Source organism: Candidatus Nitrotoga arctica (genome assembly GCF_918378365.1).
Classification (GTDB): domain Bacteria; phylum Pseudomonadota; class Gammaproteobacteria; order Burkholderiales; family Gallionellaceae; genus Nitrotoga; species Nitrotoga arctica.
The window spans coordinates 1,413,337-1,429,431 of record NZ_OU912926.1 but is presented as its reverse complement, the minus strand read 5'-3'; the positions used below and the strand labels follow the sequence as shown (position 1 = coordinate 1,429,431).

At 49.3% G+C, this 16,095-nt stretch carries 12 protein-coding genes and 1 CRISPR repeat array; of the genes, 3 read left to right on the top strand and 9 right to left on the bottom strand.

Annotated features, from left to right (window positions below):
* Window positions 1–216: 216 nt before the first annotated feature.
* Genes MKZ32_RS06380 through MKZ32_RS06370 form a run of 3 tightly spaced genes read left to right on the top strand, consistent with a single transcriptional unit; the run spans window position 217 to window position 3,727 of the window.
* Window positions 217–1,797 carry a sensor histidine kinase gene (locus MKZ32_RS06380; protein WP_239796505.1) on the top strand — a complete coding sequence of 527 codons (1,581 nt, stop codon included), beginning with the start codon at window positions 217–219 and terminating at the stop codon, window positions 1,795–1,797.
* Window positions 1,797–2,354, top strand: coding sequence for a dihydrolipoamide acyltransferase (locus MKZ32_RS06375; RefSeq protein ID WP_239796504.1), 558 nt, complete (start codon window positions 1,797–1,799; stop codon window positions 2,352–2,354). The genes MKZ32_RS06380 and MKZ32_RS06375 overlap by 1 nt, the downstream gene beginning before the upstream one ends.
* Before the next feature lie 2 nt (window positions 2,355–2,356).
* On the top strand, window positions 2,357–3,727 hold the full coding sequence (locus MKZ32_RS06370; RefSeq protein WP_239796503.1) for a sigma 54-interacting transcriptional regulator: 1,371 nt from the start codon (window positions 2,357–2,359) through the stop codon (window positions 3,725–3,727).
* A gap of 116 nt (window positions 3,728–3,843) precedes the next feature.
* Window positions 3,844–5,884: direct repeats of the CRISPR family, unit length 37 nt; unit sequence GTTTCAATCCTCGCCCATCCCGAAGGACGGGCGCTAC.
* Between the two features lie 178 nt (window positions 5,885–6,062).
* Here MKZ32_RS06370 and cas2 read toward each other — a convergent pair.
* The 9 genes from cas2 to MKZ32_RS06325 all read right to left on the bottom strand — a co-directional run bounded on the left by cas2 (window position 6,063) and on the right by MKZ32_RS06325 (window position 16,079).
* Window positions 6,063–6,353 (bottom strand): CRISPR-associated endonuclease Cas2, encoded by a 291-nt coding sequence (gene cas2 / locus MKZ32_RS06365; RefSeq protein ID WP_239190183.1) that lies wholly within the window; start codon window positions 6,351–6,353, stop codon window positions 6,063–6,065.
* Between the two features lie 5 nt (window positions 6,354–6,358).
* The gene (gene cas1c / locus MKZ32_RS06360) at window positions 6,359–7,396 is read right to left on the bottom strand and encodes a type I-C CRISPR-associated endonuclease Cas1c (protein WP_239796502.1); all 1,038 of its coding nucleotides are present in this window, start codon (window positions 7,394–7,396) and stop codon (window positions 6,359–6,361) included.
* A 2-nt stretch (window positions 7,397–7,398) separates the two neighbouring features.
* Entirely contained in the window at window positions 7,399–8,028 is a 630-nt protein-coding gene (gene cas4 / locus MKZ32_RS06355; protein ID WP_239796501.1) for a CRISPR-associated protein Cas4, read from the bottom strand.
* Between the two features lie 10 nt (window positions 8,029–8,038).
* Window positions 8,039–9,142: a type I-C CRISPR-associated protein Cas7/Csd2 gene (gene cas7c, locus MKZ32_RS06350; protein ID WP_239796500.1), complete on the bottom strand. Its 1,104-nt coding sequence runs from the start codon at window positions 9,140–9,142 to the stop codon at window positions 8,039–8,041.
* Between the two features lie 30 nt (window positions 9,143–9,172).
* A complete protein-coding gene (cas8c, locus tag MKZ32_RS06345) occupies window positions 9,173–10,951 on the bottom strand; it encodes a type I-C CRISPR-associated protein Cas8c/Csd1 (RefSeq protein ID WP_239796499.1) in 1,779 nt (592 codons plus the stop codon).
* A complete protein-coding gene (gene cas5c / locus MKZ32_RS06340; protein WP_239796498.1) occupies window positions 10,948–11,691 on the bottom strand; it encodes a type I-C CRISPR-associated protein Cas5c in 744 nt (247 codons plus the stop codon). The genes cas8c and cas5c overlap by 4 nt, the downstream gene beginning before the upstream one ends.
* Window positions 11,692–11,706: 15 nt before the next feature.
* Window positions 11,707–13,989, bottom strand: coding sequence for a CRISPR-associated endonuclease Cas3'' (locus tag MKZ32_RS06335; protein ID WP_239796497.1), 2,283 nt, complete (start codon window positions 13,987–13,989; stop codon window positions 11,707–11,709).
* Window positions 13,990–14,409: 420 nt separating this feature from the next.
* Entirely contained in the window at window positions 14,410–14,814 is a 405-nt protein-coding gene (locus tag MKZ32_RS06330; RefSeq protein WP_239796496.1) for a TlpA family protein disulfide reductase, read from the bottom strand.
* A 92-nt stretch (window positions 14,815–14,906) separates the two neighbouring features.
* The gene (locus tag MKZ32_RS06325) at window positions 14,907–16,079 is read right to left on the bottom strand and encodes a sialidase family protein (RefSeq protein WP_239796495.1); all 1,173 of its coding nucleotides are present in this window, start codon (window positions 16,077–16,079) and stop codon (window positions 14,907–14,909) included.
* Between the last annotated feature and the right edge of the window lie 16 nt (window positions 16,080–16,095).

Here is a 16,095-nt window from a genome sequence, read left to right as displayed (position 1 = left end):
AATTTAAGGCTAAAGTAGCCAATTATTTTTCTCGGTACAACATGTAGATGCAAAATATTTTGAAGTTGGCTCTTTCTTGATTCACATGAAAGAATGGCAGGGAAATAGTGCTGAGGAAATAGGCTATCCGAAATTTGGTGCACTAACCATTTCTCTACCCGAACTGCGACCATACGTTTATATCCTCATAGTTATTTTACTGATACCGAATAAATAATGGGGTTCTTCACAACCGCTGATACTACAGGAACAGAGGGGGGGCTTGCTGCCACCGCTTTAGGAAGATTTCGGCACAATCCAAAATCGTTCCTGAAGCTGATTCTGCTCGGATTTACACTCGTTGGTCTGCCGCTCATTGTTGCGCTTATTAATAGTGCTGTATCCATCGACCGTTTGGCAGGCCAAAGTCGCAAGGCTGTATATCAGGCAGTGCAAATTACACTTGCCAGTCATACTTTAACAAATGAAATTCATCTAATGGAACGAAGCGTGCGACAGACGCTTATTCTTGGTGATGAATCCTTGCTCGAGGGATATTTTCAAGCACATACGAAGTTTGGAAAAACAGCCACAAACCTTTTCCAACTCTCATCACGTACTGAACAGAAGCATATGTTGGCCCAGCTACAATCGCTTGAAACCGCGATTTTTCAGCAAGTATCGGCTGCGAGCCAAGTTCCAGATAAACTACGCGAGCTGGTTCAAAGCTTTACCCCACTGCTGGAATCTACGCGCAATTTTTCTACCGTCGGTTATGCATTAATTGAACTAGAAGTGGAGGAAATGCAAAATATGGCAGAGCATGCACATACGGTTATGGTTTGGGAGTTGTTCGCGTTGATCCCGTTCGCGATATTGCTGGCACTTGGATTCTCTGTGTTGATTACACGCCCCATTCGTCAAATTGATGAAGCTATCCGTAACATGGGACAGGGTGAATTATCAAAAATAGTACGTGTCGATGGCCCACAGGATTTAATGTACCTAGGCGAACGACTTGATTGGATGCGTCGACGCTTGCTAAAACTGGAAGAACAAAAAACCAAATTTCTTCGACACGTTTCTCACGAACTCAAAACACCCCTTACGTCAATGCGCGAAGGTGCGGACTTGCTTGCAGAAGGAGTGGTCGGGGCATTGACCGTAAAACAACAACAGATCGCAAATATCCTCCATAGCAACAGCATACAATTGCAAAAACGCATCGAAGATTTATTAAACTACAGCGCGTTGCAGACCGAAAAATCTGCACTTATGAAACATCAAACGAATTTAGCGGGCATTTTGAGTGTCGTATTGCAAGATCAGAACCTCGCCATTATGAATAAAAACCTGAAAATCGATCTAGCTAGCACGGAATTGATGATTGACTGCGATAAACAAAAAATCAGAATCATTATTGACAACCTTTTATCAAATGCCGTGAAATTTTCCCCGCCCGGCGGTCGCATTAAAATATGGACAAACAAGGTTGACGATTCGGCACAACTGGACATAATGGATGCCGGTCCAGGCATAGACGAAATCGACCAGGACAGAGTATTTGAGCCCTTTTATCAGGGGCGAAGAATGCCTGATAGCCATGTCAAGGGAACGGGGTTGGGACTATCCATTGCGCGTGAATACGCTCTTGCTCACGGTGGCAATATTGAGCTCAAGGCAAACCGCTCTTCTGAACGGCGAAGCGATAGTGAATACGCTCTCGCTAATGGTCGAAATATTGATCTAGTGCAACAAAGTACAGCAGGCACCCATTTCCGTCTTACCTTGCCCATCCATGATCCAGAAAGTAGCTAATGAGTATTAACCCTAAAAATTCATGGGTTTTTCTAACAATAATATTGGTCACTCTGAACGCTTGTTCAACCGTACCAGTCATATCAGCCATACCAGCGAACCAGCCACCTATAGTAATGTTACCTCCTCAACCTCTTATCGCACCCAGCCAACTGGAAGTATTAATGCAATATTTCGAATACATCCGAAAAATGTCTGTAACAGAACTGATTAAAGAACATGACAAAGCGAAACAAAATCTAATATTGGCCAAAAGCGATACTGCCCGAGCAGAATTAGCACTACTCCTTATATTGCCCAACTCATCCTTCCGTGACACTGGCGCTGCGCTTAATCTGCTCAATGAATTGCCGAAAGATGCGAAATTGTCGACCGGCATGCGTAGCTTCAAACATTTACTATTAATGCTACTTGCTGAACAGCAGCGCATTAACGGCAGTGTGAATGAGCTATCGCAAAAGTTGAAAGAAGAACAAAAATACTCTGAGGTTTTGAAAAATCAGATTGATAACATTAAGAGTATGGAAAAAAATCTCATCCTCAGGGATAAGCCATAAGTATGCAAAAAATAATTGAATCTAATCCAAAAATCCTCATAGTCGACGATGATACAGACCTGCTAGAGCTGCTTTCCATTCGTTTGACAGCCGCTGGATATAAAACAGAATTGGCGCAAAGTGCCGAGATAGCCCTTAATTATTTGGATGTGTCGCGCCCGCAACTGGTTATTAGCGATATGCAAATGAGCGGCATGGACGGAATGAAATTGTTCGAACATATTCACCGCACCATACCTACTTTGCCTGTAATCATCCTAACAGCACATGGCACGATACCTGATGCGGTTGCCGCGACGCAACGAGGAGTATTTGGCTATCTGACTAAACCTTTCGATAGTAAAATTCTGCTGGCCCAGGTTGTTCAGGCTCTTAGACTGGTACCTGGCACTGCGCTCCAAAAAGAAGAATCTCAAGCACCGTGGCGTAAAGATATCATTACCCAAAGCGCCATGATGGAGGATATCCTCACAAAAGCAGAACTCGTCGCAAAAGGCGATGCAAGCGTGCTGATTTACGGAGAAAGCGGTGCCGGCAAGGAATTATTTGCCCATGCCATTCACGATGCATCCAAGCGCCGTGATCGGCCGTTTGTAGCCGTCAATTGTGCTGCAATTCCCGAACAGTTATTGGAATCAGAATTATTCGGGCACGTCAAAGGCGCGTTTACCGGCGCAGTTCGTGATCACAAGGGCTTGTTTCAATTGGCAGAAGGAGGCACGCTTCTTCTGGATGAAATTGGCGATATGCCGCTTCCGCTCCAGGTCAAATTGTTACGAGTTCTCCAAGAAAGACAAGTACGCCCTGTAGGATCAGTGCAGACGATTCCGGTGGATGTACGCATTATTTCTGCTACCCACCGGGACCTTCTGACTGAAATCAGTACAGGCAGCTTTCGCGAGGATCTCTATTACCGACTAAAAGTTGTAGCGCTGACAATCCCTGCATTATCACAACGACGAGAAGATATCCCTCTGCTGGCAAACCATTTTCTCAGTGTGCTTTGCGCAAAATACGATAAAGAGATTAATGGATTTTCTCCTGATGCAATGGAAATGCTGGTTCGTGCGTCGTGGCCTGGCAACGTGCGCCAACTGATGAATATTGTCGAACAATGCGTTGTGTTAGGCACTGCTCCCCTCATTTCTCCCGTGCTGATTTACGATGCCATGCAAAAAGAAGAAGAAGGGTTAGTTTCGTTCGAAGATGCGCGCAGGCACTTCGAAAGAGATTATCTGGTACGTGTGCTAAAAATTACGGCAGGTAATGTGACCAAAGCTGCAGGTTTAGCCAAACGCAACCGAACTGAGTTCTATAAATTACTCCAGAGGCATCAACTCGATCCCTCCATTTTTAAACAGTCACAAAATTAATTATTCAAACGCCAAACGCTTACTCAGAGAGGAATAGTGAGGTCGAAACTGGCAGCACCCGTCCCGAAGGACGGGCGCTACCGATTTGGCTACGGTCTCTAAAATAGCAAAGGTTTGTTTCAATCCTCGCCCATCCCGAAGGACGGGCGCTACTCATTGAAATATAGCTCTGTCCTTGCTCTAAGCAAGTTTCAATCCTCGCCCATCCCGAAGGACGGGCGCTACAGAAGCAGGCAAAGGCCAGATCATTACGGCACTAGTTTCAATCCTCGCCCATCCCGAAGGACGGGCGCTACCGGCTGCCGGACATTGGTGAGAACGCGCCGAATTGGTGGTTTCAATCCTCGCCCATCCCGAAGGACGGGCGCTACGTGGGCAGGCGCTACTACTGGGAATGCGCTTGTCGGTTTCAATCCTCGCCCATCCCGAAGGACGGGCGCTACATTAAGTTACTTTGACGGCTTTTGCATGTGAAAATGTTTCAATCCTCGCCCATCCCGAAGGACGGGCGCTACTCGGGTTGGATGCCACGCAAAGCAAAGCATTGCTCGTTTCAATCCTCGCCCATCCCGAAGGACGGGCGCTACTTGTAAACCCGGAAGAGGAAATCCTGGTTTGGGAAGTTTCAATCCTCGCCCATCCCGAAGGACGGGCGCTACGTTTTTCATACGGTCAGTGGCAGCCCTGCTTGGTGTTTCAATCCTCGCCCATCCCGAAGGACGGGCGCTACAAGGCGCACTCATTTGCCCTGCTGCCTGATCAATGTTTCAATCCTCGCCCATCCCGAAGGACGGGCGCTACCCATTCTGAGAGTGCTTGAAGGGTTCCAATAAACTGTTTCAATCCTCGCCCATCCCGAAGGACGGGCGCTACGTATGCAGGACGACTGGAAAATAGTGCTTACACCTGTTTCAATCCTCGCCCATCCCGAAGGACGGGCGCTACGCAGGTTTGCTTGATAAGCCCACATTGAAATCTCTGTTTCAATCCTCGCCCATCCCGAAGGACGGGCGCTACCAATGCCTATCGATATCAGACTCCACTGTGCAGATGTTTCAATCCTCGCCCATCCCGAAGGACGGGCGCTACGCCGGTTTCGAGTGGAATTAAGTAAACATCTGTGTTTCAATCCTCGCCCATCCCGAAGGACGGGCGCTACCATTTATCTTGATGGCGTTCTTTCGTATATAGGTGTTTCAATCCTCGCCCATCCCGAAGGACGGGCGCTACGATTAAATTTAAAAATTGCCGTGAGTGTCCATGTGTTTCAATCCTCGCCCATCCCGAAGGACGGGCGCTACTAAGAGATCCTTGGCACGGATGGCAGGACAGATGGTTTCAATCCTCGCCCATCCCGAAGGACGGGCGCTACGGGAGCGCGGCGCATTGGTATAATGCAAAGTATTGGTTTCAATCCTCGCCCATCCCGAAGGACGGGCGCTACGCCGAAGATCATACCCAAAAATTCTGGAATGCCTGTTTCAATCCTCGCCCATCCCGAAGGACGGGCGCTACCGAGAAGCCACTCGTAACAACTGGTCAGCGCAGTGTTTCAATCCTCGCCCATCCCGAAGGACGGGCGCTACAGTCCATCAGCCAATATACTGACGCCGGTGAATGTGTTTCAATCCTCGCCCATCCCGAAGGACGGGCGCTACCATTACAAAGGGCCTTACAAAGGCAGTGCTAGTAGGTTTCAATCCTCGCCCATCCCGAAGGACGGGCGCTACGTAGCGTAGTGCCTCTTAGCGGATCGTCTATAGAGTTTCAATCCTCGCCCATCCCGAAGGACGGGCGCTACTCTATGGCTACGCAGCGCTCTGCTGGTATTGGTCGTTTCAATCCTCGCCCATCCCGAAGGACGGGCGCTACTTAATGGTCAAGGTTACCTAATACCTTACGGAAGTTTCAATCCTCGCCCATCCCGAAGGACGGGCGCTACACCAATTGAGCGCAGCGCTTCATTATCATTTTTTGTTTCAATCCTCGCCCATCCCGAAGGACGGGCGCTACTCTCCCATGGGAGACTTTGTACGGGTATTACATAGTTTCAATCCTCGCCCATCCCGAAGGACGGGCGCTACACCGGCTGGGGTGATTACGCCTGTGTCTTTGTTAGTGTTTCAATCCTCGCCCATCCCGAAGGACGGGCGCTACAGTCCGCTTACAACGTCATGACTTGCAACGATGAAAAGCGCACTTTGCGCGAACCCTCTGTTTTCACACAGCAGAGAGTCCGTACAATCAAACGACGAAGACAGGAAATCCTCCTTCGTCAATATATTAGCCACAGCGCGAACCTGCCGGGTTTGTGTCGTTGCTACTGGTTCGCGCGTCATATTACCAGCGTCCCTTCAAAATCCACAGCATGGAAATTCCCATACTCCTTGATGTGCAACTCCACCGGTTCGGTCAAGCGATATAAGCGCAGGCTGTCTTCTTTTTCGTCTATCTCGGCAAGCAGTCGCCGTTCTAATTCTTCAAGCTGCATTTGGTTAACCTTGCACTCAAACACAGAATTCTGCACTCGTTGCCCAGTGCTTTCGCAAACTTTCGCGACGCGACGCAACCGTTTGCGTCCGGCAGCGGTGATAGTAGATACATCGTAAGTAATAATAATCAGCATAGTATTTAACGGTAAAGAAACGGGAGATAGCCTTCCATTTCCCCGCGCAGAGTGCGCGCCATGAAGCGCGCTTGCAGCAACGGTATCAGACCAATCGGCACCTTGGTTTCAAGCAAAGGATGCATCACCTCTTCCTGTTTGCGCTCTTGATAGGCGACCACCACGGTACGGCGTGCATCGCCTTCAAGCAGAACCGCTCCACCTTCACGTTCAGCAAAATCGTTGGGGCCAATCTGCCCCCGGTTAATCAAGGTGAGTGCCAACCGATCAGCGAAAATGGCACGAAACTCTTCCATCAAATCCAGTGCGAGTGCGGCCCGTCCAGGGCGAACGGTATGCAAGAAGCCAAGCTGAGGATCGAGACCCACCGCCTCCAGCGCGGAACGGCAGTCGTTCATCAGCATGGAGTAGAGAAAAGAAAGCAGCGCATTGAATCGGTCACGCGGTGGACGACGAGTGCGCCCATCCATGGTGAACTTGTCGCGTACCTCGCGCTTGACCAACAGCGACAACGCGGCGAAATAATTTTTTGCCGCATCGCCCTCAATACCGCGCACCACATCCAAATCAGGTGCGTGAGGCAGGTTACGCAACGAATTGGAGAGTCTCTCGGTTGCCGCCGCGAGTGCGCTACTATCCTCAACATCACCTGCTTCACGTGCACCACGCAGCAAGATTTGACGGGCATTACGCAACTTCCCGGCAATCGTGCTCTGAGCAATACCCAGCGCAAATTTTCGGTCTAGTGCCAAACGATGCTGCGCTTGTCGCAACAAGATATTGCCGGAAACGGAGCCTTCCAGGCGAGCCTTAAATCGTCCGTGATTATTCAGTAACACCAAGCTGATGCCATCATCCGCACAGCGATGCATCAACGCAGGTGAAAGCATGATATTACCCAGACATATCACACTACCCAGATGATGCAGCGGTACCTGTAATTTCTTCTCACGCTCCACTTCTACCCGCACCGTATCGTTCTCCAGATGGAGATAGGAATTCGGTGTCATGACATAAAGGGTGTTAAGCAACTGACGCGCCATTTTTATATACCCTCCGGCTCGAACAAAGTTTTCAGCAGACTATGCTGCACCGCACGTTCAGCGACAGCCTGAGGCTGGCAAATTTCTATCAACGAACACTCCTTGCAGCGCGCGTCATTGACCGGCGGCGGCAACTTGCCTGAATTCATAATGGCGCGAATAGCATTCACAGTTTTTTCCACTTTATCGCGCAATTCTTGTGTAATCGCCACCTCACGCCGACGCCGTGAACTGTGGTGATAAATCGCGCCATGCGTAATGGTCTTGCCAGTCATTTCTTCCAGGCACATTGCCTGCGCGGCAAGTTGGAGATCGTCGTGGACTTTTTCGCGCTTGCGGCCATGTTTATATTCCACCGGATAGATGCGCCCGTCTGGGTGAAACTCCACCACGTCGCATTTACCGATCAGCCCCAACCGATCCGACCAAACCGGCAAAGCACGTTCGGCACGCACACCCTCAAAAGTTTCAAATCCCGGATCATCCACCCGCTCATGCGCTGCATTACCACGCATGGTGAAAACATTCTCATCGAATACCTGCTCGACATGAATCAACGCGCACTGGCGTGGGCAATAGCTCCAGTGTTGGAGAGCGGAAAGCATAATGGGGTCGGCTGGCTCATTGTGCATGGGATTGCACTTACCCAACCTTGCGGTGCAAAGTGATCCCTACTGGCAATTCGGCATCGCTCACAGTCACTGTGTAATCGCTGAAGTCGCGCGGCACGGCAACACCTTCGTTGAGTTTGGGCTGGATGTGGTCGAACAAACTGTAGGCGCGTGCATTCCCCAGTTTTGAATCATGCTTGAAAATATACAGCCCGCGCGTGGTCATCTCGCCACGAGCAGCGGAACGATCATGCTCGAACATCTCGGCTAATGCTACCCATAACAGCTCAAGGTCACCATCTGAAAACCCTGTCTGCTCCGCCAAATGCGCAGAAATAAATCCATGCGCCGCATAAAGACCGTAAGGCACGGTAAACTTGCGGCCCATCGTGCGGTTGTCGCCACCCTGCTTTTCGGCTTCAGCTTCGGTGGCCACCGCCATGCGGGTAATGGAGTGTTCCAGTGCCACGATAGGGTCGATTGAACGGCCAAAAGTCAGCTGCACAGGCCCGCGCACTTGACCGCAGTTGGGTGCCGACTTAAGTGACATAACTGCACCAAACGTTCTGATGTCAAAATAGTTTTTGCACATCCACACTCGTCCCTTCTCCACCTCGTCAGCGACAGGGCGACGCGCCTTCACTTGTTTGAGTCCTTCCCCAACGAGTTTTTGAATATCAGCAGAACACAATTTCTCCTTCTTTGCCTCTTTTAACCAATCTTTGATCTCTGCCTTGTCCAAGTCTGCTGCGAACACCAAGAGCCAGCCGTCTTCGTCGTCCCCAGTAAGCGTCAACCCATCTGGCAGTATCACATCCTCGAATTCCTGCGCCAATTTTGACTCGACTTTCAACTGTGCTTCTTCGCCAAGACCAATGCCAAGAGTTTTGAAAGCTTCAACATGCGCACGCCCTAGAACAGCTTTTTCACGCACATAAATGTTGTTGGGTGTCTTGTAACTTTCCCTTAGAGCAACGTAGTTTCTAATCTTCCTTTTTAGACACACATCAGTCACCAAGCCCCGCCCGGTTTCGGCATCCATACGCGGCAAGTTGCCTGCGTCCGGGTCGCCGTTGGGGTTACCATCTTTTACGTCAAATAACAAAACGAAGTCATAGCGATTTTGAATACTCATGGTTCAAGCTCCCTGTTCTGGTTAAAGTTGTTACTTCTTGGTGTAAAGATCACGCTGCTGATGGTAATAGCCGATGGCGAATCGCCCTTGCTCGTTCAGTGGCAACTGAGCAGGGAAAGCTACTACGGGATCGAGTTCCCAGACGATTTCGCCAATTAGCTTTTCGTAATACACCTTTTGCCCCACGCTCAACTTGGCTAGGTGGTGATTTTTTAATTTCAGCAAAGTTGGGAAAACCGTCACCGGACTGCTGGATGCCGCACCGTAAAAACGGTCACGGATAGTGGCGTTCAATCCTGGATTGGCCGCTTCCTGGATTTTTTCCAGCACGGCAAACAAACGTCCCAAACGGTAAGCCGGATTGGGATTGGTGGTATCAAGCGACATGGCAATATCCTCCTTTTGATTTTTGAAACGGGATGCCCGATTGAGGCAGGCTTTGATGAGCCCGGCACGGGCGTAAGTCACATTTGGCAGTGACTTGCCGGTTTTATCGTTTTTCTTTGCTTGTTCGGCGCGAATCTGCCGAATAGCCGCTTGCAACAAAGTGACGGGATAAGGTGTACCCGACAAAATCGCCCGCATGGTATCGCCTGTCAGATTGGGTGGAATGTTGTCGCTATCCCCTCGAACTGCAATGGATTGGAGTAGTTGCCACAGCGGCAAGTAAGGCTGAAAATTCGAGGGAGCTATTATTTCTAGGTCACTAAAATGCATTGCCAGTTTGGCTCCGACATCTCGAACTGTGTCTTTCAACCAATAGCGCACAACGATACGAGCCGAGTTTGGCGCAAGACCAAGGACAAAAAATAGCTGATCATCATCTTCGGTAATTTTTGCACCTGTGTTTATGGACGCAAAAAGTGATTGAACTTTCTTTACGCCGTCCAATGGATCGTCATTGTTCAAACAAGTACCGAATAGTTCTTCCATCTCGGAACCACTTGTTTTCTCACTCCAGCAAACAATTTTCTGACCAGCAACACGAATTGGAGATTTCTTCAGTAGATTGTTTAGTGCCTCGCTATATTGAAATACCGCAGTTTCTGAAATAGGAAAATTAAATCCTTGGCTTTTTCCATAGGAAGAAAAGGCTGGGGACACGCCATCGTTCACTGCCGAAAATGGCGCAGGTTTGTCGTTAATGCCGGATATGGGGAAGTGTAGTCTTGCAATTTCCGCCACGTTTCCAGTTACCAAGCACACGGCTGTATGCCCACTTTCTCCAATCTCAATCGTGGCTCTGTGTTCTAGTTGGAGCTTGATATGTTGAATCAGCATTGCGCTCTGACAGACAAGCTCTAAACCTTCAACCAGTTGAAAAGAGATATTGCATCCCTTAATCAAACTGCATTCTTTCCAAGACGGATGATTTAGAACTCGGGAGAAATCCTCTTGGCTTAAGTATGCTGACACAGCAGCAATGCCGCTATCGTGAGGAATCGTTTTGTGCAAATCATCAATAAGTTTTTTGAAACTTCCATGTTGCCTTCTAGCCATTTCAACATCATCTTGCTTTTCTGATTTCGGATGTGCAAGTACATATCCATAGTGATCCCAAAGGATGTTGGATTTTTTCCAGCCTTGAGTTCCGGGGCGACTTGGGTATCCTTTTGGAACCAAGAGAGGCTTGGCTCTCAGAAATTTCCCCTTGGGTTGACGACGATCTCGAAAATCAACAAACACACCATTTTCATCGAGAACAATCACAAACGGCATTTCCTTCCACTCAAATCCTTCTGGCGCAATATCAGAATCGGGATTGGCCTCCATTCGTTTGTAATACCCTTGCAGAGACTGAAGTATCATCCCCGCACCTCTTCGCTGTTCCAGTCTGGAATTTCTACTATGCCGTTTTTCATTCGTGCATTAAAAAAACGCGGGGCGGGGTCTGATGAATTGGCGTAGTCCATGTCGTAGAGCATCCAGCCCAATTCTCGTGTCTCCGCAATGAGTGGGGCGGGCTGTTTGGCTGGATCATCAATTAGCCGAACATCGCATGCGAACTCGCGGCAGCCAAGATAAGGCTGATTGATGCACTGGCCTTTCTCAGCTCGACGCTCAAACATATTGAAAAACTTGACTGGCGTATTGGGCTTGTGCCGTTCCTTTTCTTCCTTAAGGTCTTGCACGATATGGGTCAGGTGCGGGTAGCTGAACCGATGATCGCGTTCGGTCATTTCAAAGTGTGCATACAGCCGATATTTCACATCGCGCAAAAACAATCCGGCGCGCTGCTGGCGCTCATCTGATGTATCTGCATAGATGCACAAATTACCATCCCCCCGCTTCATTGCAGTCTTGACATTGCTGACCGACACCTTGCTGCCAACTTCATTGCGTCGCACAGAAACCCATTTGATTGGCTTCAAAACTTCGATTCTGGTTGGCACCCAGCGGAGCGCCGGTTTCCATAGAATGGCCTCGAACACAGCACGGGCGGCAGATGGCGTAATGACATCGTAGCTAACCCGTTCCACTTTCATTTCCGGGCGGGTGAAACAGGCGAAATCGCCGCTCACTTCCAGACAGTAGGTTTTTCTTAGCATGGCTTTCCCTCGTTTTCAGAACGCAAGCGTGCTGGGGTTCAATATCGGCGATTCGGCAAGCAACAACCCTGTTTTCTTGTGGTATAGCGTATCGCCTACTTGAGCATATAGGTCAGGGTAATTTTCAATTGCCTTAATGTCACCATTCTGGAGCAGACGGTTCAAATCGTGGCGATAAATCGTCACCGAGTGCCGTTGGAGCTTGCGCATTAAATCACGCTTTGGCCCTATCTGATTCAACTGCTGAATCAGCTTATTGCTCTCCGCGTTATAGCGCACAAACACGGCCTGCGTTTCGCGGTCATCAATCAGGCGGAATTTCTCGGCGGCGGTGCGGAATTGAACTTCCAGACCACTTCCGCATTTGAGAGAACCAGCAATATCGTGCTCATCCAGATTTGGCATACTCAAAAAACGATTGAAGTAGCGGGTGAACAATTCCCGCGCCAGCGGCTTTTCTGGCCGCTTGTGCCATACGTCTTTGGTGGCATCTTCGCCAAAGCGCAGCAAGCCTCTGGGCGCGGGTTTTGGCGGAACGAACACCACAACTTTGCCTTTTCCCTTCAACGCTCCCTCACGATTGCAGCGACCCGCCGCCTGCGCAATAGAATCCAGTCCGGCCAGCGCCCGATAAACCACGGGGAAGTCGAGATCAACTCCGGCTTCGACCAGTTGTGTGCTGATAACGCGCACCGCTTCGCCACATTTGAGCCGCTCCTTGATGTCGGCAATTATCGCCGAGCGGTGCGCACCACATAAGAGTGCGGAAAGGTGTAATGTACCCTTGGGCATAAGCTCCCAAAGCTCGCGGCAATCCTTGCGAGTATTGACGATGGCCAGCACCGTATCATGATGACAAAGCTCTGCGGCAAGAGATTCCCAATCAGTGGGTTGATTGAAATCAGCAGGTATCTGAACTTCTACCCGTTCCAGATCGGCATAGAGTCCATCCACGTCAGCGATAATTTCACGCACGTTGTTTAGCCCCTTGCGCGTAGTGCGACCAAAGTTATCCTTGACCGTATTCAGTGCTGGCTGGGTGGCGGTGGAAAGCACGATGGTTACACCATAGTGGGTAGTCAACAGGTTGAGCGTATCAAGTATCGGTTGTAGAAATTCTGGCGGTAGCAGTTGCGCCTCATCCAGCACGATCACACTGTTGACGAGATTGTGCAGCTTACGGCAACGGCTTGTGCGGGCGGCGAACAGCGATTCAAACAACTGAACATTGGTGGTCACAATCAGCGGCGCATCCCAATTCTCTGCTGCCAAACGACTGCGCGTGGTTTCGCGGTCTACATCAAAATTGCTGTGATGTTCCACAATGTCATCTCTGCCGAAGATGCCGCGAAACACATCGGCGGTCTGCTCGATAATGCTGGTATAGGGAATGGCGTAGATGATGCGACGCATTGCGTGATCCTTTGAGTGATGCTTGGCATGTTCCAGCGCGAAGGCCAAGCTGGAAAGTGTCTTGCCGCCACCAGTGGGCACAGTGAGCGAAAACATGCCGGGGGACAACGCCGCCTGTTTTCGGCATTGTGCTAATACGTCGGCGCGTATACGGTTGACCGGTGTCTCGGCAGATTGCTCAACTATTAATTGAGCAACTTTTGCTTCCATAGCCCGGTTGAAAATCGGCAGCATTTCCGCAAGTGCGGGAAACTGTTGCCGCGCCTGATTTTTCCCTTTATCCATAAAGAATTCAGTATCGAGAAAATCAGCGTCCACCAAACACGAAAACAGCATTCGAACCCACAAGTGAAAACCATTTTCGCCTCCGCACACCTTGGAGGGTGGCTTGCTCTGCATGAGTATGTTCTGCGGAATGGCTTGCGTTGGAATGCGGTCGAGCAACTGGCTTTTCTCTAACCTGAAGGAGAGTGCTTTTCTACCAGTATCTGCCGAATCCCAATCAGGCAATCCGGCGTGATGCCCCGCAATCAGATACGCCAAAATGCGTCCGTGTTTATCAAACTGTCGAACTGCATATATCGCGCCCGCGGTGGAATGGTCAACCCGACCCGGTGCACCACCTTCAATGTGGGCATTTTCCCGGTCGTATCCACTTACGGTTTGGATATACCGTTGAAACTCCGTGCTGTATTTGCCCAAATCGTGCCATAACCCGGCGATGCTCGCCCAGTCACTAGAATCAAAACCAGCGGCAAAATCGGCAGCCAGCTTAGCCACATCGCGCAGATGTTTGTCCAACAAATGTTTGTGCCATACACCGCCATCACTTTGACGAACATGTGCAAGTGCCAAATTTTCTTGTTTATCGTTCATGCCAAGCATGCTAACACTCCAACTGGCTCATAGCATGAGCCAGTTCAGACTATTTTAGCGGTAGCATCCCCGGACGTTTTTTAGATGTTCAGCTACAACATTGCGTAGTATTTCTGATGTGATGACTTCAATTCTGCAGTCATCTTTTAGAATGTTCCTTACTAATTCACGAAGGCCTAAATAGGGAACACGCAATTCGTAGTTGCCGCCGCACTGCGGTTGCGGATGCCAGTATCCATCCGCACCCAGCACGCTTGTTCAGAGGTAAAGCGCAACACGACGGTAAGTTTAGGTTTACCTGCAAAGATACAGTAGGAACTCGCGTAATTCAGCAATGCCAACTGCCGGAGCTTGGTTGATGCGCACACTAATATGTGGCCTATGGACTAGGGACATGATTGGTGATGGTTAAAATTCTCTGTCGAGTTGTTATTCGTTCTTTTTGACTCCGCGTATCCATTGCTCAATTTTGGCATAGTCCAACTTTCCGCTTAATCCTAAGACATGTCCTTGCGCATCGTAAAAATAGGTGCGGGGTAGCTCTCCATACCATTGCGCATCCACTTCGTAACGCAAGCGCTCAACGAAACTGTCGGCAAAAATCCAGGATTCAGCTTTCTTCAGAGGGTATTTTTGTAGCCTGCGCGCAATTTCCTTTATTTGTTCCGGGGTATCGGTTGAGATCAGTACCAAGTCAAGGTCAGGGTATTTTTTTGATAGCTTGCCGAACAGCACCATATCGTCGTGGCAATATGTGCAGTCGAGAGACCATAAACTAATAATGAAAGGTTTACCCGCACGAGCTGAAACAATTTCCTGATAACTGCCGCGCACAAAATGTTTGGCTATTTGTGCAGCCGAGGAACAAGTAGAACTTAAGCACAACAATAAACCGAGCAGACATCGAACTATTGTGCCACCGGATTTCATTGTGCGGTCTCAGCTAAATTAATAAGTCGGTAGCCTTCTTTGTCGGTATTCCAGGAGAGATAGTTTTTATTGCCATCACTGATCAGAAATGGGTAATCTGAAGTGCCAGTGGTAGACGCAATTTTTTTGGGGGCCGACCAAAGATTACCTCCATCAATGGAATGTATCAGATAGATGCCCGTAGCCATGCCATCAAATTCTTTCCAGGTAATAAAAACGCGTGGGCCCAGACTCAAAATATATGGGTGTGAGGCTTGAGCCTGGAAGTTTCCAAAATTTAATGGTCGAGAAAAATGCTTGCCTTGATCGGAAGAGTGAGAGTAGAACAATCCGTGCTGTTCCAACGAGTTACTGAACCAAACAAAATGATAATTACCGTCGTTAGCAATGGATATTGCTGGACCATGATGAGGGCAGGCATCAACTTCCCAGTTTTCGTAACTTAGGCGGATAGGTTGAGACTTGCTATCAAGCCGCATCATGGCATGGTCGCGTATGTTCTTACCGAAAATATGCCGCCACACGATAATCGGGGTGCCATCCTTATCCATTGCCATCGCCACACGGCAGCATTCGCAGGAATGATCGGCGGCTTTGATGTTGGTATGGAAAGTTTTGCCTTCATCATCAGAAATGGCGTAGTAGATCGCTAGCCCACTGTATTTTGCCCCATTTTTTGTAGCGATTGATATATCGCGCTTGTCCAGCCAGACGATGTAAATCTGGCCGCGCGCGTTTACACCCATTGCGTCGAAACTGTGGGTTATAGGATCCAGATTGTTATTGACCGTAATGGGTGCAGAAAAGCTTTTTCCTCCATCTACCGAGCGGCTGAAACGGATATTGCCGGCAAAAGGTGTCTCCAGGTTCCGAGTGTAGGAAATGTAGATATTGCCATTGCTCCCCACCAGAATTTTTGGACGGTTCTCACCTACCGCGGCCACTAATTCAGACTCTGGATTAACCGGAACTGGCGTGCTGAAGGTTTTTCCCTGATTGTCAGACTGGCTCACCATCACATGACCATCTTTCACGGATGCCTGCCACAGCTTGCCGCTAGTATCAAACGTGGCGGTGACCGCAAGCGGCTGGCGGGCAAGTGCGGTTTTCCATATCTTCGCCATATCTTGAGGATGCGCAGAACCATGACCTGAATGGTCTGCTGCCATGCATATTCCATTGACC